The sequence below is a fragment of the Klebsiella pasteurii genome (genome assembly GCF_018139045.1).
GTDB lineage: Bacteria > Pseudomonadota > Gammaproteobacteria > Enterobacterales > Enterobacteriaceae > Klebsiella > Klebsiella grimontii.
In genome coordinates, this window is sequence record NZ_CP073236.1 from 1,296,317 (window position 1) to 1,319,830 (window position 23,514).

The window sequence follows — 23,514 nt, forward strand, 5'->3', positions numbered from 1 at the left end:
TATTCTCAACACCTGCCCCGTATCGCCGCCGGGCGGTGGCTAACAGGTAACGCAGAAACCCAGGAGGCGAAATTAATTATAGCGCTGAGCTAAGCGCAATATTGATATACCCCCCTGTGCGCGATCGCTCTATCTCCGTAAATGAAATATCCCAGAATAAGCTAATTCGCATCATGTGTTAAAACCAAAGTTATTATACAGCACAAAGTGAACAGCATTTACATTTGCATCATTTATCCTCGTAGCCAAAACAAATTTGGTGATATTGATGACTATATTTAAAAGCTTACTCTCCTTTCTTGGTGCGGCTTGCGCCAGCGCATTTGTAGTATTTAGCCTGTGGGTCGATATATACTTTTGGGATTATAATATTTCAGAACTATCACTGACCGAAATTGTGCAAGAGTCCGTTTTAACAGTCATCGTTTTTATTCATTTCCTGCTTGCGAAGCGGTATAAAGCCATGCGCTACTGTAATATTCTTGTTGGCGGGTTTTTCCTTGCCATGCTAATTCGCGAACTGGATGCCCTTTTTGATCTCATTGCTCACGGTAGCTGGGTATGGTTTGCGCTGATTGCAGCTCTTTTAGCCATAATTTATCCTGCCATTCATTATCGTCAGACCCTGCACCAGCTGGCACAATATACCCGTACTCCCTGGTACGGCTTATTAATCAGCGGCCTGTTGGCTATTCTGGTCTTCTCCCGACTCTTTGGCATGCAAACCTTATGGCTGGCCATTCTCGGTGACGGCTACGTCCGGGTGGTAAAAAACGTCGTAGAGGAAGGCTGCGAATCATTCGGTTATATGCTTTGTCTCATCGCCTCAATTGGCTATTTTTGCACTTTTCGCGGAACGTTAGCGCAGAAATCATGTTGAACCATCCGCTCTTAATGACTGTCCCGCAAAAAACAGGTTTTGCCGAGTTGAGGGGGCGAGCGCTTCCCTACGCCAGGCTCCTTCTGTCAATGTTGATCGCCCACGTAACGCCTTTGATGTCATGAGTAAGGTAAGTCCTAAATATTCTCAGCGCTTAACTGTTTGATGGTTATGCCCGCAGCGCGAGGATAAAATTTCGCTGCTATGGTACTGCCTCCATAGCAAATTGCTCATCTGCAGCTCTTGCATACGGTTCGCAGGTGAGCAACCTTACCCGCAGCGAAAAATGCAAATGCCTGCCCGGGCACTTCTACAGAATAACCTCGCAAATCCTGACGAATCTGAGCGTTCCTTATCGGGAAAAAATGTACAAAAAACCGGGCGCAGCGCCCGGTCTTATTCTGCTCTAAACAACGCTCGGCTAACTCAGCCCGCGGTTTTCCAGCATCGGCTCAATCTGCGGATCGTGTCCGCGCCACTGGCGATAAAGTTCAGCTAAATCAGTGCTATTGCCGCGAGACAAAATCGCTTCGCGGAAGCGCTGGCCGTTTGCACCGGTTAAACCACCCTGCTCAACGAACCACTGGTAGCCGTCATCCGCCGGCATCTGCGTCCACAGATAGGCGTAATAGCCTGCCGCATAGCCGCCGCCGAAAATATGCGAGAAGCATCCTTTTCAATGAGTGCATTTACCAATAAAAATCATAAAGTTAACTTCCTTTTATTATGAAAATTCCGTTGATTTAAGCATAAATACAATCTCATACAATTCAGTCAGTTGCATATCGTTTTGGGGAAGACATTCTCTCAATAATGCCTGATTAGCACCTTTATTAGTTCATTTTTTATACTGATAGCTATCAAATAGTGTCCTGTAAGGATGAGGTAATGACTCTATGCTTCTGACCTATAATTTTAAGTCTGGCATCTGACTGGAGGTAGCCATGTGCGGACGCTTTGCTCAATCTCAAACCCGTGAAGAATACCTGGCTTATCTTGCAGAAGAGGCCGAGCGGGATATCGCCTTTGATCCCGAGCCAATAGGACGCTACAACGTGGCCCCCGGAACCAAAGTTCTGTTGCTGAGCGAACGCAATGAAGAACTGCACCTCGATCCGGTTCATTGGGGTTACGCACCAGGGTGGTGGGATAAGCCAGCGCTCATTAACGCTCGCGTAGAAAACGCGGCGACAAGCAGAATGTTTAAGCCACTATGGCAACATGGCCGGGCTATCTGTTTCGCTGATGGTTGGTTTGAATGGAAAAAGGAAGGCAACAAGAAGCAGCCCTACTTCATCTACCGGAAAGACGGCAAGCCCATTTTTATGGCGGCGCTCGGCAGCGTACCTTTTGAACGCGGCGAGGAAGCTGAAGGATTTTTGATAGTGACTGCAGCTGCCGACCAGGGTCTGGTCGATATTCATGACCGCCGGCCACTCGTCCTGGTACCGGAAGCTGCGCGAGAATGGATGCGGCAGGATGTAGGAGGGAAAGAGGCGGAGGAAATAATTGCTGATGGCGCTCTTTCAGCAGATCATTTCAAATGGCACCCGGTTTCCCGCGCAGTGGGTAACGTGAAGAATCAGGGGCCTGAATTGATTGAGGCTATCAAAAGACTATAGATTTGATAACGGCCGAAATGTGCCAGGAGCTGACGGATTGGCACGCTATTAAAAAGATTGCTGTACAGCTTATCCAACCCGTCATCTAAAAATGGCACTAATTGAAAGACACCAATCCATCTCCTCATGTATATCTACATCCACACATAGTCATTAAGAAAGGATGAATGAAGATGCTAAAAGGTAAGAGGGCTGTGATTACCGGTGGTGGCGGGGGATTTGGTCAGGCGTTGAGCGTATGGTTGGCACGAGAAGGCGTCGAGGTCGATTTTTGCGCGAGGCGTGCCAATGATATTCAAAAAACTTGCAGTATCATCTCGGCTGAAGGCGGAATTGCGAAAGGATATATCTGCGATTTAACCCAGCCTGAATCCCTTTCTCAGTTTTCTTCACAGTTGTTAAGTTCAGATAAGCCCATAGACATTTTAATCCTCAATGCTGCTCAGTGGTTATCCGGAACGTTAGACGATCAACCAGACACAGAAATTATCAATACTGTCAGCTCAGGACTAACAGGTTCGATTCTACTGACTCAGGCATTGCTGCCCAGCTTAAGACGTTCAGAAAGTGCGGATATAGTATCAATTATATCTTCATGTGGGATTCCGAATTTTACAGATTCAATTGCGCATCCCGCATTTTTTGCCAGTAAACACGGCCTTAGCGGGTTTACAACTAAACTCTCACACCAGTTGTCCGAAGAAAATATACGTGTGACTGGGTTATATCCCCCAGATTTCGAACTGACAGGATTAGATACGTTTGTCGATAACCAATTCAAAATGGGGGAGCGTTTAATGAATGGGCGCTCGGTCTGGGAAACAATTCGCTTTGTGTTGGCTCAACCGCGTAGTTGCCACATTAGTAGCATCTATTTTGATGGTCCTACACGCGAAAAGCTGGGAAATAAAGGCTGAATTTGGGGACGTTGAACAGAGTAGCCAACTTCCGCTCCTCGCTCTAAGCGGACTGTAGTAGCGTCCCCATTACCGTTAATGGCCGAATCATCTAACTTTGAGCAGGTCACAGAACCTCGTAGTATAGCGCGGGGATAGCATTTCTCTCTTCATCTGCCAGGCAGTCTGGATCCCCTGCCCCGCAAAATAGAGCGTCCCCCTGCCATCCTTTGCATTGAGATGGTCGAGGACTTCCATTAACTTTTCGCTGTTCTGCCGCGGTGCGTTGTCATCAAAAAGATTCAGCTGTGCCACGCCCTGGCTGTAGAAATCGCCCAGCATCACGCCGGCCTTCTGGTAACGGAGCCCGTCTCGCCAGATAGCATCGAGGCATGTCGTCGCCGCGGTAATTATGTCCCGGCTATCCTGGGTTGGCGTTAGCAGCTTTACAGATGCGCTGTTGCCGTAATATGGCTCGTTGGAACGAGGGGAATAAAAAAAGCCCGCTTTGAGAGCGGGCTGAAAAAGTTGGCTTTCGAGGAGTAACGGTTCCTGATAGTCCGAGCTACCGATTTACCAGAAAAGCATTTCCTTTTATGTCGTTACTGTAATTAACCATAGTCTGCCAAAGAGAATGAGTAAACCCAACAAGATGTTCGGTTTACTTACTTGCGATTAGATGTGGTGCCGGGTGCCTCCCGGTGAGCATGCCCCAACAGACATCACTCGCGTGGTATTCACAGGGCTTTCGCTCTATTAGTTGGACGCCCCTCCGCATAGGGGGATTCACCACGTCGATAATTGTGCATTGCTGTTGCCTCAGCATTGAGCAAACGATCAATAGAATGATGAACGCTTTTTAATTGAGGAGTTTGCTCATGAAAAGAAACTTACAGTACGAGTTTCACCATTTTGGCATTCCATTACAGGATGGAAGATGTGAAGGAACGTTCAGTGAGAAGGCTGGAATGTTCACTTCCGACAATCCCGGGAAATTTAAAGTCCAGTGGCATCGCTTTACTGACGACTCACCACTTCATCCTTTATTGAAAACGGTACCTCATGTTGCGTTTAAAGTTGATAACTTATCAGCAGCCATCAGAGATGAAGAGATAATCCTCGGCCCCTATGAGCCCATAGATGATTACTTCGTAGCAGTTATCAATGACGCAGGTGTTCCAATCGAACTGATTCAAACAACCCTGACGGATGAGGAACTTTGGGAGAGAGCAAGGACAGGTAAAGGAAGCCTCTATCGTAAATAAAAATGATACCGTTAGCTGTTTATCTTAGAGAGACTCAAAGTAATGATACGCTTTTAGTAACTCTTCTTCCGAAAGGGGACAGTCTAAGTTAACACCTGTGTCACTCATGATTTTATTCAGCAGCGCTTCTCTCGTCATGCCAACTCGATTGGCTACATGGTTGACACAACTTCGTGCATGCGAAGCGCGGGAGGTAAGTGGTAAAGTCGAGTCCAGCACCTTTTTTCTTGATGATGAGTGAGACATAAAGCCCTTACGAAGATAAAAGACCCCGCCGAGGCGAGGTCTTAATGTTTTTAACGTCATGGGCGAATTAACCCATCATTGGATCGAGGATAGCCAATTTCCGCCACGTTTGCGATAGCCTGCTGCAAAGTCATCTTGGACTGACCCCGCCCCGGTAGACGATCCTGCCCTATAGTTGGACTGACCCCGCCCCGGTAGACGATCCTGCCCTATAGTTTGAGCATAGGAGGAGCGTATGGGCACACCACGATTTACACCTGAATTTAAGGAAGAAGCCGTCCGTCAGATAACGGAACGCGGTTATTCCGTCGCCGAAGTTTCTGACCGGCTGGGCGTTTCAGCACACAGTCTCTATAAGTGGTTACGGGCTATTAAACCCGATAACAGCGAGCAGCATGCCCGTGATTTACTGGAAGCGAAAAGCGAGATCCTGAAGCTCAGGGCCCAACTGAAGCGCACTGAGGAAGAACGGGACATACTGAAAAAGGCCGCGCGGTACTTTGCAAGGGAGCCCGACTGAAGTACCGCTTTATCAATGAGCACCGCTCTGTATGGGGTGTCATGACGATGTGTCGGGTGTTGTGCGTTGCCCGGGCCGGGTTTTATGCGTGGCTGCATAACCCGGTCTCCGCGCGGGATAAAGATAACCAGCGTCTGCTGACGCTTATCCGTGACTCCTATTCACTGAGCGGAGGCGTATACGGTTACCGCCGGGTTCATGGCGACCTGAACGAAATCGGGGAAATCTGCGGTAAAAACCGGGTGGGCCGCATTATGCAACTGAACCGGATTAAAGCCGTGCGCGGCTATAAAGCTCCGCGTCGTATCGCTGGCCGACCTTCAGTGGTTGCGCCTAATCGTGTGCAGCGGCAGTTTACCGTTGTCCGGGCCAATCAGGTCTGGGTCACCGATATTACTTATATCCGCACCTGGCAGGGCTGGCTGTATCTGGCGGTGGTTATCGATCTCTTCGCCCGTAATGTGGTCGGTTGGTCGATGAAACCCACTCTCTCACGCGAACTGGCGCTCGACGCGCTGATGATGGCCGTGTGGCGTCGAAAACCGGACGGCGAGGTTATCGTACATAGCGATCAGGGCAGCCAGTACGGTAGTGACGACTGGCAGCGCTTCTGCCGGGCCAATAACCTGGCGCCGAGCATGAGCAGGCGTGGCAACTGCTGGGATAATGCGGTGGCCGAATCGTTCTTCAGTTCGCTGAAAAAAGAACGGATCAGAAAACGCATATATAAAACCAGGGATCTGGCCCGGGCGGATATCTTCGATTACATTGAAGTGTTCTACAACCGGACCCGGCGTCACAGCCACCTCGGCGGCGTCAGTCCGGAGGCCTTTGAACAGGCCTCGTCGTGAGGACAGGAAATGTCTACTGTTGTGGGGTCAGTCCATCTCGTTACCTTCTCAAGCATCTTTTCTGCGAAGGATTCCTCACGTGGCAATACTCCACCAGACGATCAAAGAACAATTTAAAGTGTCTTCGCCAGGTAGTTCGGTCACTCCAGGAGCCTTGGATACCTCCGCGTCTTTTAATCTGGGATAACCGCGGCCAGTGCAGTGAGGGCATTGCTTAATATGCCACCGAAAACACTGAGCCCATCAGCGCCAGCGCGACGAATAGATAATTTGCAGTCATAAAATTTTTGATTTAATCGCCGTAGGAATTCGGCCTCTAACGCTGGCTCAGCACCGTTAGGCAATTTTTTGGTTTTGTCGATGGTTACTTCGATTTTCACAGCACCACCCCGAAAAACTGTATAAACATACAGCACACCTGACTCACTGAATGAGCAATATCTTAAGAGCACAAACTGATAATTTGTTGTCAGGGGTGGGAAAAGAAAACCCGCCGTAGCGGGTTGATTGTATGGTTTTTTTTAGATAAGAGCTTTATATATGGACAGGAGCATAGGTCGCCATGAACAAAATTCAACCAACTCATGTGAGTTCAAAAGAGTCATTTAGAAGTACACTCTTTTAATTACATGGAGGCCAAATGTAAGCGCGTAGTGATACTACAATTATTTGATAGAAGCGTCGGACAAGTGCGCCATACTCTTTGAATGTTATTTATAGACAAGTTCAAGAAAAAAAGATACCCAAGTCATATAGTCCAGGAAAATCCATTTTTATTAAAAAAATATTATAAATGTCTTAATTGCCGATACCCTTAAGAAAATCATTATGAAAGAGCATGAACTCATAATCACCTCCTTTTTTTCTAACCAGTTCAATTTCAAAATCTGGCCACGGATATTTATAACGCAAAAAAAGACATCTTGACTCAATATCTATCGCCCCCTTAAGACCAAAAGAAAAACATTCAACAATATTGTGTTCTTTAATTTTCCTCACTATAACCAACGGGCTTAATTTCTTGTTTTTAAAGCATAAGTTTAGATATGCACGATTGAAGATCACTTCATTCCCTCGTGAATCATTAGCCATGGTAAACCCTCAATCTTCCCTAAGCGATAGACTTAAAAATCAAGTGCCAGAAGGCTCTGGTACCTGATGGGTCCCTTTCATAAGAGACAATAGCAGCTTTAATGGAGAAAAGATTTAACTATTTTCAAATTGAGAGCTTTCCAAATAATTTAACCTAAAGCCATATAATGATAAGCGCGCTACATAAATTCACTTCAATAATTTCATTCAACAAATTTCAAACACAGTTGCATTCTCAGCTTTATAATATTTCAGGTGGCTGGGTCTTTCTTTTGACATAATTCAGGTAAACTAGCCCTCACCAGCGCCTCAGCAAACGGCGGCGGGACCTCATTGTCACAGCGCGCGACCTGTTTATCCGTCGCACACTTCACACCGTCATAGTCACAGTCGATCATGTACCACCCGGAGAAACCCCAGGCTTAATATTTCATGCATCACTCATTTGCGAATAACTCTAAAAAAATTAAGATGACATGCAAATGTTCAGACAGGCACAGGATGCAAAATGAACGATAAGATGACGGAAAAAGGGCTTATAAAATATATATTAATATCATTGTTACTAGGGATAATACTCATGGTAATTTTATTCATCATTTATTTAATGAGTAAAGATTCAAACATCATTGCATATCTTTATGAATTAACAAATGGATACCAAAAGGATTTCTCAGAACAATATTTAGTCGTAACCACTATAGCTTCCACATATACTAAAGCTGCACCAATTTTCGTGATATTAATGTATGTATCTTGCTGAAATAAGTTCGATATAAAAACCATTAAACTCCATTTGAAGCAATGATTTAAACTTCTATCTGGCCTGCTTCTTTTAACGGCAGGAGCATACTATTTAACATACACAGGAGTGGGAAATATGTCTGATAGTATATATCGTACCAAAAGAGTTATTGCTGGCAATGAGTGATTTCTATTAATCTACTATATTCTTTTATTTCTGACAAATTACTTTTTTACTTGGTTGCTTTTAATTTATCTATATATATTAAAAGGTTTACCTTACTTTCAAAAGCGGAGATAACCTCCGCCTTACATTCAATATAAATATTTATTTAAATAAATCAAACGCTGCATTATTGTGACGAATGCCAAAAATCATGCCCTGCCGGATATTGATATATACGCAGGGAGAATTTTTCAACGATAGCCGTGATGTACTCAAAAATTTCTGATTGAGTATTTTCGTAATCCACCCATAGCGTTGAACTGGTAAAGCAATAAATTTCCAGCGGAATCCCCGAAGCTGATGGTTTTAACGTTCTCACTACGACATACATATCTTTTATAATATCAGATCGTTCAGCCAAATAGGCCATAATGTAATGACGAAATAGCGTTAAATTTGTCAGTCCATTATCTATAAACCAGCTATCCGCAATCCCCATTGCATCACGCCCATCGATTAACTTAGAGAGAGGCTCACTTACACCTCTAATCGTAAGTATTGGTGCAAGTATTTCTTGAGTTAGAAAAGTAACCGAGTGCTGATCTATTGTAGTACTACGCATTATCCTTCTGGCACCAGAAGAGAACATAGCCTGCCAGTTAGTATATGTTTCTGTTAGGAAATTTTTTGTCGGTATACGTGAAATCGTATTATCCCAATTGCGTATAGTAATTGTATGTAATGCAATATCAGTAACCTCCCCGCTCAAATTCTTATCAGGCATTTCAATCCAATCACCGAGTTGAAGTACGTCATTTGATGACAACTGGACGTTAGCTACAAGCGAAAGCAGCGTATGCTGAAATACCAGCATCAGTACAGCAGCAACAGCACCTAGACTCGAGATAATAATTGCAGGAGATTTGTTTGACATAACGGCAAGTATCATTATTGCCGCAATGATGTGAACTAAAATCTTACCTATTTGTATGTAACCTTTTATCGAATGATTTTTGCGCTTTGTTTTTCTTAAATAAGAACTATTAACGATATCTAGCATTTCATTAAAAAAGACAGACAGAAAAACGAAAAACAAGATTCCACATATTGTATTTATGCCAGTAACTAAAGATACTGGCATATTTGGCATGAATTGCAGAACATAATATACAATAATGACAGGAACGAAGTTGGATAACTTTTCAGCAATACGGCGATCTTTTTCAAGAGGAACATCTTGTTTATGACTGGAAAAAAATGCTTTCCTGACAGCTTTTATTAACAGGAACTTACACATAATATGCGCAAAAAATCCAGACATAATAAGAAGCACAATGTTAAAACCTATGGCTAGTGCTGGGTTGCTCTCAATAAATTTCAAAAAATAATCCAAATACGCCATCATTTATCACCTGCTTCACATGCTAAACTGTACAGGCCACAACCAATAATAAGTTGGAATAACCCTTTAACAATTTCTATCATCGCATAATCCAGTCATGCAAGTCCATAATCTGGTTCTGAAGCGAATAAAACACTCGCAGGCTTAATGGAACCAACCCTCTTATGCCATCGTTGATGGTTTACAAATCAATGGGGAATAGGTCATATCTGGCGACTACTGATACAGCAAATGTAAAGGCAAGCCTGGGGGTGTTTGCAGTGAGGCACGAGAAAACTAAGTGAGGCCTATACATGGTTAGCTTGTTTTTCAAAATCGTACCGCCAATGATCGTAATTATTAAAGCGATAATCAAGTACGTAAATCAGCGCCCGTAAGTTTAGTTTTTACCAAAGGCCCATAAAACGGGCCTTTTTTAACAAGTTTAATTATCACTTCATAAACTGGATTCTTGCTTGAAATCTCAAGCCAGACTATTTCCATTCAGTTAAAGGTCTGGTTCTTTGTTTAACCTCATAAAATTAAGCCGCTACTTGCGTCTGACACATCTCAGGCAAGTTTGCCCTTTCCAAAGCCTCAGTGAATGGAGGCGGGACGGCGTTACCACCGCGCGCGACCTGCTTATCCTTCGCATACTTCACGCGGCGGCAATCCTGGTCAATGATGTACCACTCGGGGAAGCCCTGCGCCCGGTAAAGCTCATGCGGCTGTAGCATGCGCATTCCAATGTCGACAATGCGATATGTCACCCCGGCGATTTTCACCAGTCCGGTGCTATCTTCCCCGCAGTATTCCTGCAGGAACGCCAGCACCTGCTGCGCGCGCTCTTCGTCGTAGTCCTCGACCGCCAGAGTCGTTTTAACCTCCCCTACGTGCTGGCCGCCGGCAGTGATAGTCGGCATCAGCTCGTCAGTAGGCTGGCCGTCACGGCAAGTACCGCGCAGTTTAACCAGATGAGAAGCGACTAATGCGTGGTGATCGACAGTCGTTACTGAATGCGCTGGCTCATCCAGCCTCACGCCGGCGCGCTGATAATTTCCTCCGTAGTGTTTTGCCAGGAACGCACCAACTACGGCATGTTTCCCGCCACCAGCCACAACGGTTCCCAGCGGCTTATCCAGTCCTGGCACGCGAGGTGCCTGGCCTGGCCGTTCTCCGTATCCTATTTGAATGAGCGTCGGTACAACCCGCTGCGATTTACCGCCACCGCCCGCGGTGATTGTTGCGCTTGGTTCGTCGGCACGGTGTCCGATGCTGGCGCCGAACTGCCTGGCGATAACCGGAGCGACGACACAGGCGCGCGACTCTTTCAGGATTGTGTGGGCGGGCTTATCGATCGGGCGCGGTTTAGCCTGGTACTCGCTGCCGCCATTGCCAGCCAGGAACGGCGCCAGCTCTGCCTCAACAATACCCAGAGCGTGACCATTCCCGTCCGGGCGCCTGGACGTGCCGGCGGTCACTGTCGGTAGCTACGTGAAAAATTGGGCCGTGACCTCATGCAAATTTAACAAAATTTAAAGATTTATTTTGGGGAAAAGTTTTGGAGAGATTTTGGAGAAGAAAACATTGGATAAAAAACCGGGCGCTGCGCCCGGTCTTCTTCTACTCGTCAAAACGCTCGGCTAGCTCAGCCCGCGGTTTTCCAGCATCGGTTCAATCTGCGGATCGTGTCCACGCCACTGGCGATAAAGTTCAGCTAAATCAGTGCTATTGCCGCGAGACAAAATCGCTTCCCGGAAGCGCTGGCCGTTTTCGCGGGTTAACCCCCCCTGCTCAACGAACCACTGGTAGCCGTCGTCCGCCAGCATCTGCGTCCACAGATAAGCGTAATAGCCTGCTGCGTAGCCGCCGCCGAAAATATGCGAGAAGTAGCTGCTGCGATAGCGTGGCGGCACCGCGGCAAGATCCATATCCTCCGCATGCAGGGACGCGGCTTCAAACGCATCCACGTCCTTGGGTAGCTTATCTACCGTCACGCTGTGCCAGCGCATATCCAACAGCGCTGCCGCGAGCAGTTCGCTCATATCGTAGCCTTTATTAAACTTAGCCGCGCGGAACATGCTGTCGCGCAGCGCTTCCGGCATGGCTTCCCCAGTTTGATGATGCCGCGCGTAGTGAGCAAACACCTGCGGCTCGCTGGCCCAGTGTTCATAAATCTGCGAAGGGAACTCAACAAAATCGCGCGGGGTATTGGTTCCTGACAGGCTGGCATACTTCTGGCTGGCGAACAGGCCGTGCAGGGTATGACCAAATTCGTGGAATAAAGTGATGACCTCATCCCAGGAAAGCAGCGCGCTGTGTCCTGCTTTGGGTTTCTGGTAATTACAGACGTTGTAGATAACCGGGTGTTGCGCTCGCAGGGTCGATTGTTCGACAAACACGCCCATCCATGCCCCGCCGCTTTTGCTATCCCGCGAGAAGTAGTCGCCGTAGAACAGCGCGATCCCCTCACCGTTAGCGTCGATAATTTCCCATACCTGTACGTCAGGGTGATAAACCGGAATATCGAATCGTTCGATAAAGCGAATACCGAACAGCTGTGTCGCCGTCCAGAACACGCCATCGCGCAGGACGCGGTCGAGGGCAAAATAGGGTTTTAACTGCGCTTCATCGATGGCAAATTTCTTCCTGCGCACCTGCTCGGCGTAATAGAGCCAGTCCCAGGCTGCCGCACGGAAATCTCCGCCTTCATTATCAATAACCTGCTGAATATCCGCCAGCTCCTGCTCGGCCCGAGCCCTTGCCGCCGGGGCGATTCGTCGCATAAAGGTAAATGCCTCCCCCGGCGCTCCCGCCATCTGATCGGCCATAGACCAGCTGGCAAAGTCGTCAGCGCCCAGCAGCTGCGCTTTACGCGCGCGAATTTCCGCCAGTCGCAGCACCAGCTCGCGGGTGTCATTCGTATCGCCCTTCTGATTGCGCGTCCAGCCGGCCGCAAACAAATTTTCTCGCGTCTGTCTGTCCTGCAGCGAAAGCAGCGCGGGCTGCTGGGTGGTATTGAGTAAAGGCAGCAGCCAGCGACCGCTTAATCCCTTCTCCTGCGCGGCCTCTGCCGCTGCGCTAATCTCCTCGTCGCTAAGCCCCGCGAGCTGATGGACATCCTCCACCACCAGACCGCCAGATTTTACCGCCGCCAGCAGGCGCTGCTGAAACTGGCTTTGCAGCGCTGCCGCTTCGGTATTCAGCGCGCGAAGCGCCGCTTTTTGCTCATCCTCAAGCATCGCGCCCGCAAGGGTAAAACGTTGCCAGGTCACCTCCAGCAAACGCCGGGATTCGGCCTCCAGAGAGAGCGAATCGCGCTGCTCCCACACTCGCTTCACCCGCTGAAAAAGCGCATCGTTAAGCCAGATATCATTCGCCAGTTCCGCCAGCTCGGCGGAAAACTGCTCATCAAGCGCCTGAATGGTCGGGTTGGTCTCCGCTCCCGCCATCGCGAAAAAAACGTTCGTCACCCGAGCCGACAGCTGACCACTCTGCTCCAGGGCCTCCAGCGTATTGGCAAAATCAGCCGGCTGGGGATGATTAACGATAGCGGCAATCTCCGCGCGCTGGCGGCGAACGCCCTCGTCGAAGGCCGGACGGTAATGACTCACGTCAATCACATCGAAGCGCGGCGCCTGATAAGGCAGCAGGCTGACGCTGAAAAAAGGATTGTTCTCCGACATCTTCATCTCCTGAATACGATTATTCTGTAAGATTAGGCAACTCATTGATTGACCGCAATGATTACTCTGTTAACCGCCGCGATCGACCTCCTTTGTCCGATGATTTCCATTACCCGCCACCGGGATCGCGTGCTATGGTATGAAGACACAAAAAGCGTTGAGGAACAGTAAGATGATTATTCTGGTTACCGGAGCAACAGCGGGTTTTGGGGAAAGTATTACTCGCCGTTTTATCGCTAACGGTCACAAAGTGATTGCCACCGGGCGCCGCGAAGAGCGCCTGAAAACGTTGAAAGATGAGCTGGGCGACAACCTTTATACCGCCCAACTGGACGTACGCAATCGCGCAGCCATTGAAGAGACGATCGCCGGGCTGCCCGCCGAATGGCAGGCGATTGATATTCTGGTCAATAACGCCGGACTGGCGCTGGGTCTTGAGCCCGCGCATAAAGCCAGTCTTGAAGACTGGGAAGACATGATTGATACCAATAATAAAGGACTGGTTTATATGACCCGCGCCGTCCTGCCGGGGATGGTTGAACGTAACCGCGGCCATATTATCAATATTGGTTCGGTCGCCGGCGCCTGGCCTTACGCCGGCGGTAACGTCTACGGTGCGACCAAAGCTTTTGTGCGCCAGTTCAGCCTCAATCTTCGTACCGACCTTCACGGCACAGCCCTTCGCGTGACCGATATTGAACCCGGCCTGGTTGGCGGCACCGAGTTCTCCAACGTGCGTTTTAAAGGCGATGACGCTAAAGCCGAGAAAGCTTACGAAAATACCCAGGCCCTGACGCCGGAGGACGTAACCGAAGCGGTCTGGTGGGTCGCGACCCTGCCAAAACACGTCAACATCAACACCCTGGAACTCATGCCGGTCAGCCAAACCTTTGCCGGGCTGAACGTTCACCGCCAGGGCTAAGCTCTGTGACCCGGCCAGCAGGCCGGGTCTGGGCTGAAAGATAAAAAAAACGTAAAATAGCGCAAATACCTCATATAAAAGTAATTATCCATGGCCGCAGAAGCACAACTGAATCCGACACAGCCCGTCAATCAGCAAATTTATCGTATCCTTCGTCGGGATATCGTTCACTGTCTGATCCCACCAGGCACCCCACTTTCGGAGAAGGAAGTCTCCGTGCGCTTTGACGTTTCTCGTCAACCGGTTCGCGAAGCCTTTATTAAACTGGCCGAAAACGGTTTGATCCAGATCCGCCCGCAGCGCGGGAGCTACGTGAATAAGATCTCTCTTTCGCAGGTGCGCAACGGCTGTTTTGTCCGCCAGGCCATCGAATGCGCCGTGGTGCGGCGCGCCGCCGGGATGGTGAACGATGAACAGCTTTACCAGCTTGAGCAAAATCTCAATCAGCAGCGTATGGCGGTTGAACGCCAGCAGTTAACTGATTTTTTCCAGCTGGATGACGAATTTCACCAGAAGCTTTCGCAAATCGCCGACTGCCAGTTAGCCTGGGATACCGTCGAAAATATTAAAGCCACCATCGACCGGGTGCGCTATATGAGCCTCGATCATGTGACGCCTCCCGATATGATGCTGCGTCAGCATTACGATATTTTCCAGCCGCTGGTCGCCCGTGACCCGGACGCGGTGGAAAAAGCGATGAGCTTACATCTGCAAGAAATTAGCGAATCAGTGCTACTGGTACGTCAGGAAAATAGCGACTGGTTTAGCGAGGAATAAAATGCGTCGCGGCAGAATATACGGTCTGCCGCTCTGGATTTATTAAGAGGACTATCTGACCACCAGAACCGGTATTTTGGCGTGACGTAAAATCGACTCCGCGTTTGAACCAAGAAGATGAGTTGATATACCCGGTTTGCGGGAACCAATAACAATAACGTCAAATTCCTCATTGCTGCTCATGGCCAGGATTTCATCGCGCACGTTGCCAAATACCACTCTGGAATGAATCCGCCCGGCGGGTATCGAAAACAGACGGGATAAGGTCTTCATCTTTTTCTCTGACTCCTCGCGCATATAGGCTTCAAACTTACGGATATCGGCGGCAAAACCGCGTAAAATCGAGCTGCTGCTGTTCGGCAGAACGTTGAGCAGCGTAATTTCCCCTTCATCCGCTGATGCTAAAAACTCGGCATGGCGGACCGCCTTATCGCTTAAATCCATTTCAAAAACGTCTACAGGTAGCAAAATTTTTTTGTACATAGTCCGTTCTCCTTTTTTCTGAGGAAACTTAGTAAGTTAACTCATCATGCCATATTTACTGCAGCAGGAGAACGAATAATCACTCAGATAAATATTTAATTGATTAAAATAAATTACACTTATTTATACTTAACTGTTGTTAGATAAAGTTATGTATATTCAACGATCTGGATCAAGGTTTATTCCAGACGGAAATATTTTCAGGCGGGAAAAGCGTTCACTGATAAAGCGCGATGGCAGTGCCGCCGGGATCGGCGGCACGCGGGCGAAATACATTAATTTGCCTTAGCCCAGGCCGCTACGGTAGCTTTTGCGCCGTGCGCTTGCAGCGATAAATAAGCGCGAACCACCGCGTTGACGAAACGGCTCTCCTTGGGCAGGCTCAAACCAAAAATAGCCTCAATGCCCAATAGCGCCCGCACGCGTTCTTCGCCGTCTTCGCTGTTCTGAACGGTTTGCGTAATCATCGGCAGCATAGGATCGGAGATTTCAATCGCCTGCCCCAGGTCATCCACCCCGCTCACATAGCGCATCCAGCCTGCGACGCCCATCGCCAACAGAGGAAAGTCGCCGCCATCCGCCAGGTGCCAGCGAATCGAATCCAGCATGCGCTGCGGCAGTTTCTGACTGCCGTCCATGGCGATCTGCCAGGTACGATGCTTCAGCGCCGAATTGCTATAGCGCTCGATCAGAAGCCCGGCATAGCGTGCCAAATCCACACCCTTCACGCTCAGCGTCGGCGCCTGTTCAGCCAGCATCAGCGTATGCGCGGCGCGGCGATAGTTTTCATCCTGCATGCAATCATTAATGTGCTGATAGCCAGCCAGATACCCCAAATAAGCCAGAAAAGAGTGGCTGCCGTTGAGCATGCGCAGCTTCATCTCTTCAAACGGCAGCACGTCCGACACCAGCTCGGCGCCGGCTTTTTCCCACTGCGGACGACCGGCAACAAAGTTGTCTTCAATGACCCACTGACGAAACGGTTCGCAGGCGACGCCGGCCGGATCGCGAACGCCGGTAAGCTGTTCAATTTTCTCCAGGGTATCGGCAGTGACTGCCGGAACGATGCGGTCAACCATCGTCGAAGGAAACGTGACGTTGCGCGTAATCCATTCGGCCAAATCGGCATCAACGGCGCGAGCGTAGGCGCAGACGACATTACGCATGACGTGGCCATTTTCCGGCATATTGTCGCAGGACATCACGCTGAAGCCAGGTAGCCCTGCCGCTTTGCGTCTAGCGAGGGCTTCTACCACTACGCCCGGCGCAGATTTTGGTTGCTGGGGATTTTGTAAATCGGCCACAATCAGCGGGTGATCCAACTGCAACTCGCCGGTGGCCGGAGAGTGGCAGTAGCCTTTTTCAGTAATGGTCAATGACACAATCGCGACCTGCGGCTCGCACATTTTTGCCAGCACGCTCTCCAGACCATCGACCTGGGCGTGCATCGCCTGCTTGACCACGCCAACAACGCGGGCGGTCCAGGCATCCGCCGACATTTCAGCGACGGTATAGAGTAAATCCTGCTCCTGGAGATCGGCGATCTGCTGCTCGCCGCCGATCAGGTTAACTTCGGTATAACCCCAGTCGCTGCCGTGTTCTGTCGCCAGAATATCGGCATATACCGCCTGGTGAGCGCGATGAAATGCGCCAAAGCCCAAATGAACGATGCGCGGAATAAGGCGGTTGCGATCGTATGCCGGCAACGTGGCGTTAGCTGTTAAAAGCATATTTTCCATGATGGCTCTCATATTTATGATTTTTCAATTCCCACGGTGGGTATGGATATAAACCATCTCACGCAATTGGTATGACATCTTTGATATTCATCAACTACCATACAAGAAGCTGGATGGGCTAGATTCTCGCAATAATCTCTGGCAAGAGAAGTAAAACTGCCGGGCTAAAAGCCCGGCAGTTTCCTGTTTACGGCTATCATCTTAAGGTGCGGACTTGATGCGTTTTAAATATATTGCCCGCTGCGGACACTTTTAGGCTTTGGCGCGCAGTCTGCGGCATCATTCAGCAGGCTCAGATCGCGGTCGCGGACTTCAGGCATCAGGAGGGCGGAAATTAAGCCAATAATGGAATAGCACACCAGCATAATCACAATCGGCATCCATGAACCGGTCATATTGCAGAAAATACCGGCCAGCACCGGACCAAATCCTACTGCCACGAGGCCACCCGCTTCTTTTGAAATTGCCATGCGGGTAAAGCGGTTACGCGAACCGAACATTTCCGCCATGGTAATATTTTCCAGCGCAAACAGCCCTAACACCGCGATATTATGAATGACGATCAATGACGCCATAATAGTGCTCGCGCTGTAACTTTTATCCACAATAATCGACAGCATCGGCCAGGCCAGAATAATGGCTGAAATATTGACAATAATATATGGTGTGCGACGCCCCACCTTATCTGACAGCCATCCGAGGAATGGAATAGTAATAAAGCCAATAATAGAGCTGATCATTAACGCATCAGTAGGGATAGCCTTATCAAACAGTAAGGTTTGCACCAGATAGCCCGCGAGGAACGTTTGCAATAACCCTGAATTTCCGGCCTGTCCGAAGCGCAGACCCGTCGCCAGCCAGAAGGACTTACTTTTCAGCATGGCGCTAAAGGAGCCTTCCTGCGTTGCCATCTCTTTCTGCAGGCCGCTGTCTTCGCTAACCTGCTCAAAGACCGGGCTCTCTTTCAGATTAAGACGCAGCCAGATGGCAAAAATCATCACCACTACGCTGGCCAGGAACGGGATTCGCCATCCCCACGCGACCAGCTGCTCGCGATCCAGCACGAAGAACATCACCGCCCAGATAGCCGTGGCGCTTAAGGTGCCGCAGTTGGTGCCCATTGCCACCAGTGAAGAGATGATCCCGCGCTTCCCTTTTGGCGCATATTCCGCCAGCATGGTACCGGCACCTGATATTTCTGCGCCTGCGCCTAGCCCCTGAATAATACGTAAGGTTACCAGCAACACCGGCGCTAAAATACCGACCTGAGCATAGGTTGGCAGTACGCCAATGAGGGTCGTACAGATCCCCATCATGGTGATGGTAATAAACAGGACCTTTTTGCGCCCAATACTGTCGCCCATTTTACCAAAAATAAAGGCGCCGACAATTCGCGCAATATATCCCGCGCCGTAGGTGCCCATTGCCAGAATCAAGGCCATCGCGGCGGATTGTTCCGGGAAAAATATCTCATGAAAAACCAGCGCTGCCCCGAGGGAATAGAGCTGGAAATCCATAAACTCCAGTGCAGTGCCTAACCAACCAGATACGGCTGCACGAATGAGATCGGAAGTGGTTCTCTCATTTTTTACGGTAGTCATAATGATTATCTCTAATTGTAGAATACAGAGTCCGCACCTGTTGTTATTAGCTGAAAGTTAATAAAACCTTACAGCACCGTTTCCTGTCATTTTCAAAAAGCTCCAGCGCATCGATAACCTGTTGATACGCAAATTGGTGAGTAATCAGCTCCTCCGGATTAATTAAACCTTGTTCCAGCCATTTGATGACGACCGGGAATTTATTAGCGTTAAGACGCGAGGAGAAAATAGAGAGCTCTTTCCCGGTAATCCCCTGCTGCGCAACCTGGGAAGGCTCCGTCGAGAATCCCATCAATACAATTCTCGCGGCCGGAGAGGCCAGATTGACCGCCTCCTGGAGAATAGCGGGATGACAGGCGGCATCGATAATCAGCGTCGGCAGTATCCCCTTCGCCTTCAACGTTTCCGCCAGAGGCTCATCGCTGTTGTTAATCACCCAGTCCGCGCCGTTACGCTGCGCCATCTGCAGGCGTTCATCAATGCGGTCGACAACGATAACCTGCTTAACGCGATACACCCGCTTCAGCACCTGAATCGTCGTCAGGCCCATCGGTCCGGCGCCGTAGACCAGCGCGATATCCTTGTCGGTAGGCGAAACGTGGCCGGTCACGTTAGCTGCGATGGTAAAGGGCTCAATCATCACCGCGTGGCTATCCGAAACGTTGTCCGGAACCCGCCAGGCATTTTTCGCCGGCACCACCGCGTACTCGCTAAAGCCGCCGTCGCGATGCACGCCTAGCACCACCAGCGAGGTACAGACGTTCGGCTTGCCCACCGAGCAAGGGTAGCAATGACCGCAGCTAATGACCGGATCAACGCTAACCCGCTGGCCCACGGCTTTGTCGGTCACCCCTTCGCCGATGGCGTCGATGACGCCAAAAAATTCATGGCCAATGACGCGCGGGTATTTGGCAAACGGATTATGGCCGCGATAAATATGGCTATCGGAACCGCATATTCCCGCCAGCTTAATTTTTACCCGTACTTCGCCCGCGGCAGGTTGCGGAATCGGCCGCTCTTCAATCACCAGTTCATTGGGCTGACGAATCACAATACTTTTCATTTTGGCTTCCTTCTTACCAGTTCCACAACGTGCCGTCTTCCAGACGCGCTACAGGCAAATAGGCCGGTTCATAGGGGTATTTCGCGGCCAGTTTTTCATCGAACTCAATGCCCAGCCCCGGTTTTTCCCCCGGATGCATATAGCCGTTATCAAATGTCCAGCTGTGCGGGAAGACTTCCAGCATCTGTTCGGAATAGCCCATATATTCCTGGACGCCAAAATTCGGTACCCAGAGGTCGAAGTGCAGCGCGGCCGCCATGCAGACCGGAGACAGATCGGACGGCCCGTGCGAGCCGGTGCGTACCTGGTAAAGCGAGGCAAAATCGGCGATCCGGCGCATCCCCGTAATCCCGCCCGCGTGGGTAATGGTGGTGCGGATATAGTCAATCAGCTGCTCTTCAATCAGCTGTTTACAGTCCCAAATGCTGTTGAAGACTTCTCCGACGGCAATCGGCGTGACGGTATGCTGGCGAATTAGCCGGAAGCACTCCTGATTCTCCGCCGGGGTCGGATCCTCCATCCAGAACAGGCGGTAATCTTCGATACTCTTGCCAAAACGCGCCGCCTCAATCGGCGTCAGGCGATGATGCATGTCGTGCAGCAGATGCTCGTTAAAGCCGAATTTTTCGCGTACGGCGGCAAAAAGCTGTGGCGTAAAATCGAGATACTTCTCGGTAGACCACAGTTGCTCTTCCGGCCATTGGCCTTTGGTTGCTGGCTCGTAGGCCTGGCCCTTACCTTTCGCCATCCCGTAGGTGGTTTTCATCCCCGGCACGCCGCACTGAACGCGAATCGCTTTAAACCCCATCTCTTTATGGCGAGCGTAGTCGTCCAGTACTTCATCGATGGAATGACCCGTAGTGTGGCAGTAAACCATCACCCCTTCCCGCGAAGCCCCGCCCAGCAGCTGGTAAAGCGGCATGCCTGCGGCTTTCGCCTTGATATCCCAGAGCGCCATATCGATGGCGGAAATCGCCGACATCGTTACCGGACCACGACGCCAGTAAGCGCCCTTGTAGAAAAACTGCCAGATATCCTCAATGCGATGCGCATCGCGACCAATCAGTTGCGGACAGAGGTGATCCCGCAGATAGGATGCGACGGACAGCTCGCGACCATTTAGCGTCGCGTCACCCAGACCGACAATACCGTCATCGGTGGTGACTTTAAGGGTGACGAAGTTGCGCCCCGGACAGGTGACGAAAACTTCAGCGGCAACGATCTTCATTTCTCATTCCTTACTTCTATGCGGTTAGTGGGTGAAATTAAATCACCAGACCTACTACCATACAAGTATGACTATCGAAAAAGACGCGACGGATCACACTATCTCACCGGACAGAGAGGAGGAATAAACCGCGAACGTGAATGCGAATGCCCTGCAGCAAAGGGGGTGCTGGCGCCGCCTATCCCGACGCCATGAAGTAAAAAAGGTCTATGCGCGTCCCCAGCCGGCTACGATAATCAGCATGCCGCATAGCGCAACCAGCGCGCCGGCCCAATCATAGTGGCTGAGTTTGACGCCATCAACAAAGCGCAGCCACAGCAGCGCGGTACAGACATATACCCCACCGTAAGCGGCATAAACCCGTCCGCTTGCCTCGGGGTGCAGCGTCAGAAGCCAGACAAAAAGCGCCAGCGCCAGGGCCGTCGGCATCAGCAGCCAGGGCGTCGCCCCGCGTTTTAACCAAAGCCAGGGTAAATAGCAGCCAATGATTTCGCACAGGGCGGTAGCAAAGAAAAGCAGCGTGGTTTTTAACATGTAAAGCATCGTGGGTTGAGCAAGCGTTAACGCATTCTACGCAATAATGGCCGTCGTTTACTCCGTTTTGTCGGGTATGCCGTCGAAAGGAGATGTAGTAAACTTAATCCGAGGGAATCACTTAAAGGAAATCGTGATGAACACAACACTGAATAAACGCTGGTGCCTGACCGCTCTGCTGGCGCTAAGCGCGATGGTCTTTACCGCCTCGTCATTCGCCAAAACCGACAAGCTGGTGATTGAGTCCGGCGACAGCGCCCAGAGCCGCCAGCAGGCCGCTATGGAAAAAGAGCAGTGGAACGACACCCGCTCTTTACGCCAGAAGGTCAACACCCGCGCCGAAAAAGAGTGGGATAAAGCCGACGTGGCTTTTGACGCCCAGGATAACTGCCAGAAGAGCGCGAACGTCAACGCCTACTGGGAACCTAACACCCTGCGCTGCCTTGATCGTCGCACCGGCCGCACCATTACTCCGTAATGTATGGCGCCTGCGGGCGCCACAATCTACAAAGCTCCACAATCACTCACAGGTATTTCCATGACTGACGCATCTCACGTCAAACTCCGTCCGCTTGAGCGCGAAGACCTGCGCTTTGTCCACCAGCTCGACAACAATGCCAGCGTTATGCGCTACTGGTTTGAAGAACCCTATGAAGCCTTTGTCGAACTGTCCGACCTGTACGACAAACACATTCACGATCAGAGCGAACGCCGCTTTGTCATTGAATGCGCTGGCGAAAAGGCCGGACTGGTGGAACTGGTTGAAATCAACCATGTGCACCGCCGCGCTGAGTTTCAGATTATTATCTCGCCTGATTATCAGGGTAAAGGCCTGGCCACCCGCGCTGCGAAGCTCGCGATGGACTACGGTTTTATGGTGCTCAACCTTTATAAGCTGTACCTTATCGTCGATAAAGAAAATGAAAAGGCGATCCACATCTACCGCAAGCTCGGATTTATGGTGGAAGGCGAGCTGATTCATGAATTCTTTATTAACGGCGAATACCGCAATACCATCCGCATGTGCCTGTTCCAGCACCAGTATCTGGCCGAGCATAAACCGCAGGGCCAGACGCTGCTGAAACCGACTGCTCAGTAATAGTCAATGGTGCTTTTGATGGTGTAGTGGCGGGTTAGTGAAGGCTGCACGCTGTCGTCGACAACCTTAAGCTCGCAGCTTACCGGGTTATCGTGACTGTCGTAATCGCAGGTCTGGCTGACGTTGCCCAGCGTACGGTCATTGAAGGTGCTCACTGCGGTATAGTCCAATTTTTTGCGCGGATCGGATGATGGCGTTGAGGCCACCGTAAAGCGTTCACCTTTGGCCGTCGTCGTTTTGCCCAGCGGGTAACCTTCTTTGTCGTAGCGGTACGTCGCGATGCTCTCTTTGCCGCGAGCGGTGACGACGAACCCGTGCTCATCGGTTTCCCACGACACGCCCGCCGAGGGCATTTCCGCCAGCTGGCATTTGCCCTGCACACGCAGGCGCTTTTCGTGGCTTTGCGCATCCAGGTAATAGTTCGCGTCCAGCACCAGCGCCGCGCCGGTTTTGTTCTCCAGATCCTCAAACGCCAGCAGGTCGAAGCACCCTTCACTGGACAAACTCCCTTTGACCCACTTCACCACCTGGTCATGTTCGTCATACAGCGTCTGGCTAAACGCTTTTACCGGCCCGCGCAGCGGATCGAACTCAAATTCGTTAGAAAAGCTGGCCATTTCCGGGGTGAAGGCCTGCGGCGCGCCCTTTTCATCGCAGGCGCCAAGCGCCCCAACCACCAACAGCAGCAAAAACCGTTTTTTCACGCGCGATTCCTTTTG

20 protein-coding genes and 5 pseudogenes are annotated in these 23,514 nt (G+C 50.1%); 10 read left to right on the forward strand and 15 right to left on the reverse strand.

Going from position 1 to position 23,514, the window contains the following annotated elements; all coding sequences use genetic code 11:
* Window positions 1-268 precede the first annotated feature (268 nt).
* Window positions 269-880 (forward strand): hypothetical protein, encoded by a 612-nt coding sequence (locus KCG39_RS06125; protein WP_004119758.1) that lies wholly within the window; start codon window positions 269-271, stop codon window positions 878-880.
* A 421-nt stretch (window positions 881-1,301) separates the two neighbouring features.
* On the opposite strand, the pseudogene KCG39_RS06130 reads toward KCG39_RS06125, so the two are convergent.
* A pseudogene (locus KCG39_RS06130) lies at window positions 1,302-1,547 on the reverse strand (M3 family metallopeptidase); the annotation flags it as partial.
* 277 nt (window positions 1,548-1,824) lie between these two features.
* On the opposite strand from KCG39_RS06130, the gene KCG39_RS06135 reads away from it, so the two are divergent.
* The 3 genes and pseudogenes from KCG39_RS06135 to KCG39_RS27910 all read left to right on the forward strand — a co-directional run bounded on the left by KCG39_RS06135 (window position 1,825) and on the right by KCG39_RS27910 (window position 3,419).
* Window positions 1,825-2,502 carry an SOS response-associated peptidase gene (locus KCG39_RS06135; protein ID WP_142468323.1) on the forward strand — a complete coding sequence of 226 codons (678 nt, stop codon included), beginning with the start codon at window positions 1,825-1,827 and terminating at the stop codon, window positions 2,500-2,502.
* Window positions 2,503-2,675: 173 nt separating this feature from the next.
* A pseudogene (locus KCG39_RS06140) lies at window positions 2,676-3,200 on the forward strand (SDR family NAD(P)-dependent oxidoreductase); the annotation flags it as partial.
* 15 nt (window positions 3,201-3,215) lie between these two features.
* A complete protein-coding gene (locus KCG39_RS27910; RefSeq protein WP_235891344.1) occupies window positions 3,216-3,419 on the forward strand; it encodes a hypothetical protein in 204 nt (67 codons plus the stop codon).
* Between the two features lie 87 nt (window positions 3,420-3,506).
* On the opposite strand, the pseudogene KCG39_RS06145 reads toward KCG39_RS27910, so the two are convergent.
* Window positions 3,507-3,878 (reverse strand): annotated as a pseudogene (locus KCG39_RS06145) (DUF4113 domain-containing protein); the annotation flags it as partial.
* A 398-nt stretch (window positions 3,879-4,276) separates the two neighbouring features.
* Between KCG39_RS06145 and KCG39_RS06150 the strand changes: the two are divergent.
* Window positions 4,277-4,663 (forward strand): hypothetical protein, encoded by a 387-nt coding sequence (locus KCG39_RS06150; protein ID WP_049113090.1) that lies wholly within the window; start codon window positions 4,277-4,279, stop codon window positions 4,661-4,663.
* Between the two features lie 481 nt (window positions 4,664-5,144).
* Window positions 5,145-6,280 (forward strand): IS3 family transposase gene (locus tag KCG39_RS06155; protein ID WP_208431119.1). Its coding sequence is split into 2 segments (ribosomal slippage): window positions 5,145-5,391 and window positions 5,391-6,280, totalling 1,137 coding nucleotides; the frame shifts between segments, so codons are not numbered across the junction.
* Here KCG39_RS06155 and KCG39_RS28055 read toward each other — a convergent pair.
* The 6 genes and pseudogenes from KCG39_RS28055 to dcp all read right to left on the reverse strand — a co-directional run.
* Window positions 6,226-6,496: pseudogene (locus KCG39_RS28055) on the reverse strand (antitermination protein Q); the annotation flags it as partial. The gene KCG39_RS06155 and the pseudogene KCG39_RS28055 overlap by 55 nt on opposite strands.
* A complete protein-coding gene (locus KCG39_RS06160; RefSeq protein ID WP_032741822.1) occupies window positions 6,454-6,660 on the reverse strand; it encodes a DinI-like family protein in 207 nt (68 codons plus the stop codon). The pseudogene KCG39_RS28055 and the gene KCG39_RS06160, both read right to left, overlap by 43 nt.
* A 418-nt stretch (window positions 6,661-7,078) precedes the next feature.
* A complete protein-coding gene (locus tag KCG39_RS06165) occupies window positions 7,079-7,372 on the reverse strand; it encodes a hypothetical protein (protein WP_004119746.1) in 294 nt (97 codons plus the stop codon).
* A gap of 1,097 nt (window positions 7,373-8,469) precedes the next feature.
* Entirely contained in the window at window positions 8,470-9,684 is a 1,215-nt protein-coding gene (locus KCG39_RS06170) for a mechanosensitive ion channel family protein (RefSeq protein WP_032742112.1), read from the reverse strand.
* Between the two features lie 521 nt (window positions 9,685-10,205).
* Window positions 10,206-11,153 (reverse strand): annotated as a pseudogene (locus KCG39_RS06175) (DNA cytosine methyltransferase); the annotation flags it as partial.
* A 153-nt stretch (window positions 11,154-11,306) separates the two neighbouring features.
* A complete protein-coding gene (gene dcp, locus KCG39_RS06180) occupies window positions 11,307-13,349 on the reverse strand; it encodes a peptidyl-dipeptidase Dcp (protein WP_211811570.1) in 2,043 nt (680 codons plus the stop codon).
* Between the two features lie 172 nt (window positions 13,350-13,521).
* On the opposite strand from dcp, the gene ydfG reads away from it, so the two are divergent.
* Window positions 13,522-14,271: a bifunctional NADP-dependent 3-hydroxy acid dehydrogenase/3-hydroxypropionate dehydrogenase YdfG gene (gene ydfG / locus KCG39_RS06185; protein WP_004119732.1), complete on the forward strand. Its 750-nt coding sequence runs from the start codon at window positions 13,522-13,524 to the stop codon at window positions 14,269-14,271.
* 90 nt (window positions 14,272-14,361) lie between these two features.
* Window positions 14,362-15,048, forward strand: coding sequence for a GntR family transcriptional regulator (locus KCG39_RS06190; protein WP_004119730.1), 687 nt, complete (start codon window positions 14,362-14,364; stop codon window positions 15,046-15,048).
* 51 nt (window positions 15,049-15,099) lie between these two features.
* On the opposite strand, the gene KCG39_RS06195 is transcribed toward KCG39_RS06190, so the two are convergent.
* The 6 genes from KCG39_RS06195 to KCG39_RS06220 all read right to left on the reverse strand — a co-directional run bounded on the left by KCG39_RS06195 (window position 15,100) and on the right by KCG39_RS06220 (window position 21,696).
* The gene (locus tag KCG39_RS06195) at window positions 15,100-15,531 is read right to left on the reverse strand and encodes a universal stress protein (RefSeq protein WP_004119728.1); all 432 of its coding nucleotides are present in this window, start codon (window positions 15,529-15,531) and stop codon (window positions 15,100-15,102) included.
* A 275-nt stretch (window positions 15,532-15,806) separates the two neighbouring features.
* Window positions 15,807-17,270 carry a mannitol dehydrogenase family protein gene (locus tag KCG39_RS06200; protein WP_142445658.1) on the reverse strand — a complete coding sequence of 488 codons (1,464 nt, stop codon included), beginning with the start codon at window positions 17,268-17,270 and terminating at the stop codon, window positions 15,807-15,809.
* Window positions 17,271-17,494: 224 nt separating this feature from the next.
* On the reverse strand, window positions 17,495-18,871 hold the full coding sequence (locus KCG39_RS06205; protein ID WP_004119720.1) for an MFS transporter: 1,377 nt from the start codon (window positions 18,869-18,871) through the stop codon (window positions 17,495-17,497).
* Window positions 18,872-18,917: 46 nt separating this feature from the next.
* Window positions 18,918-19,934 carry a Zn-dependent oxidoreductase gene (locus KCG39_RS06210; protein WP_004119718.1) on the reverse strand — a complete coding sequence of 339 codons (1,017 nt, stop codon included), beginning with the start codon at window positions 19,932-19,934 and terminating at the stop codon, window positions 18,918-18,920.
* A 13-nt stretch (window positions 19,935-19,947) separates the two neighbouring features.
* Window positions 19,948-21,162 (reverse strand): starvation-sensing protein RspA, encoded by a 1,215-nt coding sequence (rspA, locus tag KCG39_RS06215; RefSeq protein WP_004119717.1) that lies wholly within the window; start codon window positions 21,160-21,162, stop codon window positions 19,948-19,950.
* Between the two features lie 207 nt (window positions 21,163-21,369).
* Window positions 21,370-21,696, reverse strand: coding sequence for a YnfA family protein (locus tag KCG39_RS06220; protein WP_004119715.1), 327 nt, complete (start codon window positions 21,694-21,696; stop codon window positions 21,370-21,372).
* Between the two features lie 136 nt (window positions 21,697-21,832).
* On the opposite strand from KCG39_RS06220, the gene KCG39_RS06225 reads away from it, so the two are divergent.
* Window positions 21,833-22,174 (forward strand): DUF1283 family protein, encoded by a 342-nt coding sequence (locus KCG39_RS06225; RefSeq protein ID WP_004135642.1) that lies wholly within the window; start codon window positions 21,833-21,835, stop codon window positions 22,172-22,174.
* Between the two features lie 60 nt (window positions 22,175-22,234).
* Window positions 22,235-22,795 (forward strand): spermidine N1-acetyltransferase, encoded by a 561-nt coding sequence (speG, locus tag KCG39_RS06230; protein WP_004119712.1) that lies wholly within the window; start codon window positions 22,235-22,237, stop codon window positions 22,793-22,795.
* On the opposite strand, the gene KCG39_RS06235 is transcribed toward speG, so the two are convergent.
* Window positions 22,789-23,499 (reverse strand): YnfC family lipoprotein, encoded by a 711-nt coding sequence (locus tag KCG39_RS06235; protein ID WP_142468132.1) that lies wholly within the window; start codon window positions 23,497-23,499, stop codon window positions 22,789-22,791. The two genes, speG and KCG39_RS06235, sit on opposite strands and share 7 nt — an antisense overlap.
* Window positions 23,500-23,514: the final 15 nt, after the last annotated feature.

What these genes read in the sequence shown, in the direction of transcription:
- KCG39_RS06125 (WP_004119758.1), top strand. Translation starts at nt 269, where the DNA reads ATGACTATATTTAAAAGCTTACTCTCCTTTCTTGGTGCGGCTTGCGCC.
- KCG39_RS06135 (WP_142468323.1), top strand. Translation starts at nt 1,825, where the DNA reads ATGTGCGGACGCTTTGCTCAATCTCAAACCCGTGAAGAATACCTGGCT.
- KCG39_RS06150 (WP_049113090.1), top strand. Translation starts at nt 4,277, where the DNA reads ATGAAAAGAAACTTACAGTACGAGTTTCACCATTTTGGCATTCCATTA.
- KCG39_RS06165 (WP_004119746.1), bottom strand. Translation starts at nt 7,372, where the DNA reads ATGGCTAATGATTCACGAGGGAATGAAGTGATCTTCAATCGTGCATAT.
- KCG39_RS06170 (WP_032742112.1), bottom strand. Translation starts at nt 9,684, where the DNA reads ATGGCGTATTTGGATTATTTTTTGAAATTTATTGAGAGCAACCCAGCA.
- dcp (WP_211811570.1), bottom strand. Translation starts at nt 13,349, where the DNA reads ATGTCGGAGAACAATCCTTTTTTCAGCGTCAGCCTGCTGCCTTATCAG.
- ydfG (WP_004119732.1), top strand. Translation starts at nt 13,522, where the DNA reads ATGATTATTCTGGTTACCGGAGCAACAGCGGGTTTTGGGGAAAGTATT.
- KCG39_RS06190 (WP_004119730.1), top strand. Translation starts at nt 14,362, where the DNA reads ATGGCCGCAGAAGCACAACTGAATCCGACACAGCCCGTCAATCAGCAA.
- KCG39_RS06195 (WP_004119728.1), bottom strand. Translation starts at nt 15,531, where the DNA reads ATGTACAAAAAAATTTTGCTACCTGTAGACGTTTTTGAAATGGATTTA.
- KCG39_RS06200 (WP_142445658.1), bottom strand. Translation starts at nt 17,270, where the DNA reads ATGGAAAATATGCTTTTAACAGCTAACGCCACGTTGCCGGCATACGAT.
- KCG39_RS06205 (WP_004119720.1), bottom strand. Translation starts at nt 18,871, where the DNA reads ATGACTACCGTAAAAAATGAGAGAACCACTTCCGATCTCATTCGTGCA.
- KCG39_RS06210 (WP_004119718.1), bottom strand. Translation starts at nt 19,934, where the DNA reads ATGAAAAGTATTGTGATTCGTCAGCCCAATGAACTGGTGATTGAAGAG.
- rspA (WP_004119717.1), bottom strand. Translation starts at nt 21,162, where the DNA reads ATGAAGATCGTTGCCGCTGAAGTTTTCGTCACCTGTCCGGGGCGCAAC.
- KCG39_RS06220 (WP_004119715.1), bottom strand. Translation starts at nt 21,696, where the DNA reads ATGTTAAAAACCACGCTGCTTTTCTTTGCTACCGCCCTGTGCGAAATC.
- KCG39_RS06225 (WP_004135642.1), top strand. Translation starts at nt 21,833, where the DNA reads ATGAACACAACACTGAATAAACGCTGGTGCCTGACCGCTCTGCTGGCG.
- speG (WP_004119712.1), top strand. Translation starts at nt 22,235, where the DNA reads ATGACTGACGCATCTCACGTCAAACTCCGTCCGCTTGAGCGCGAAGAC.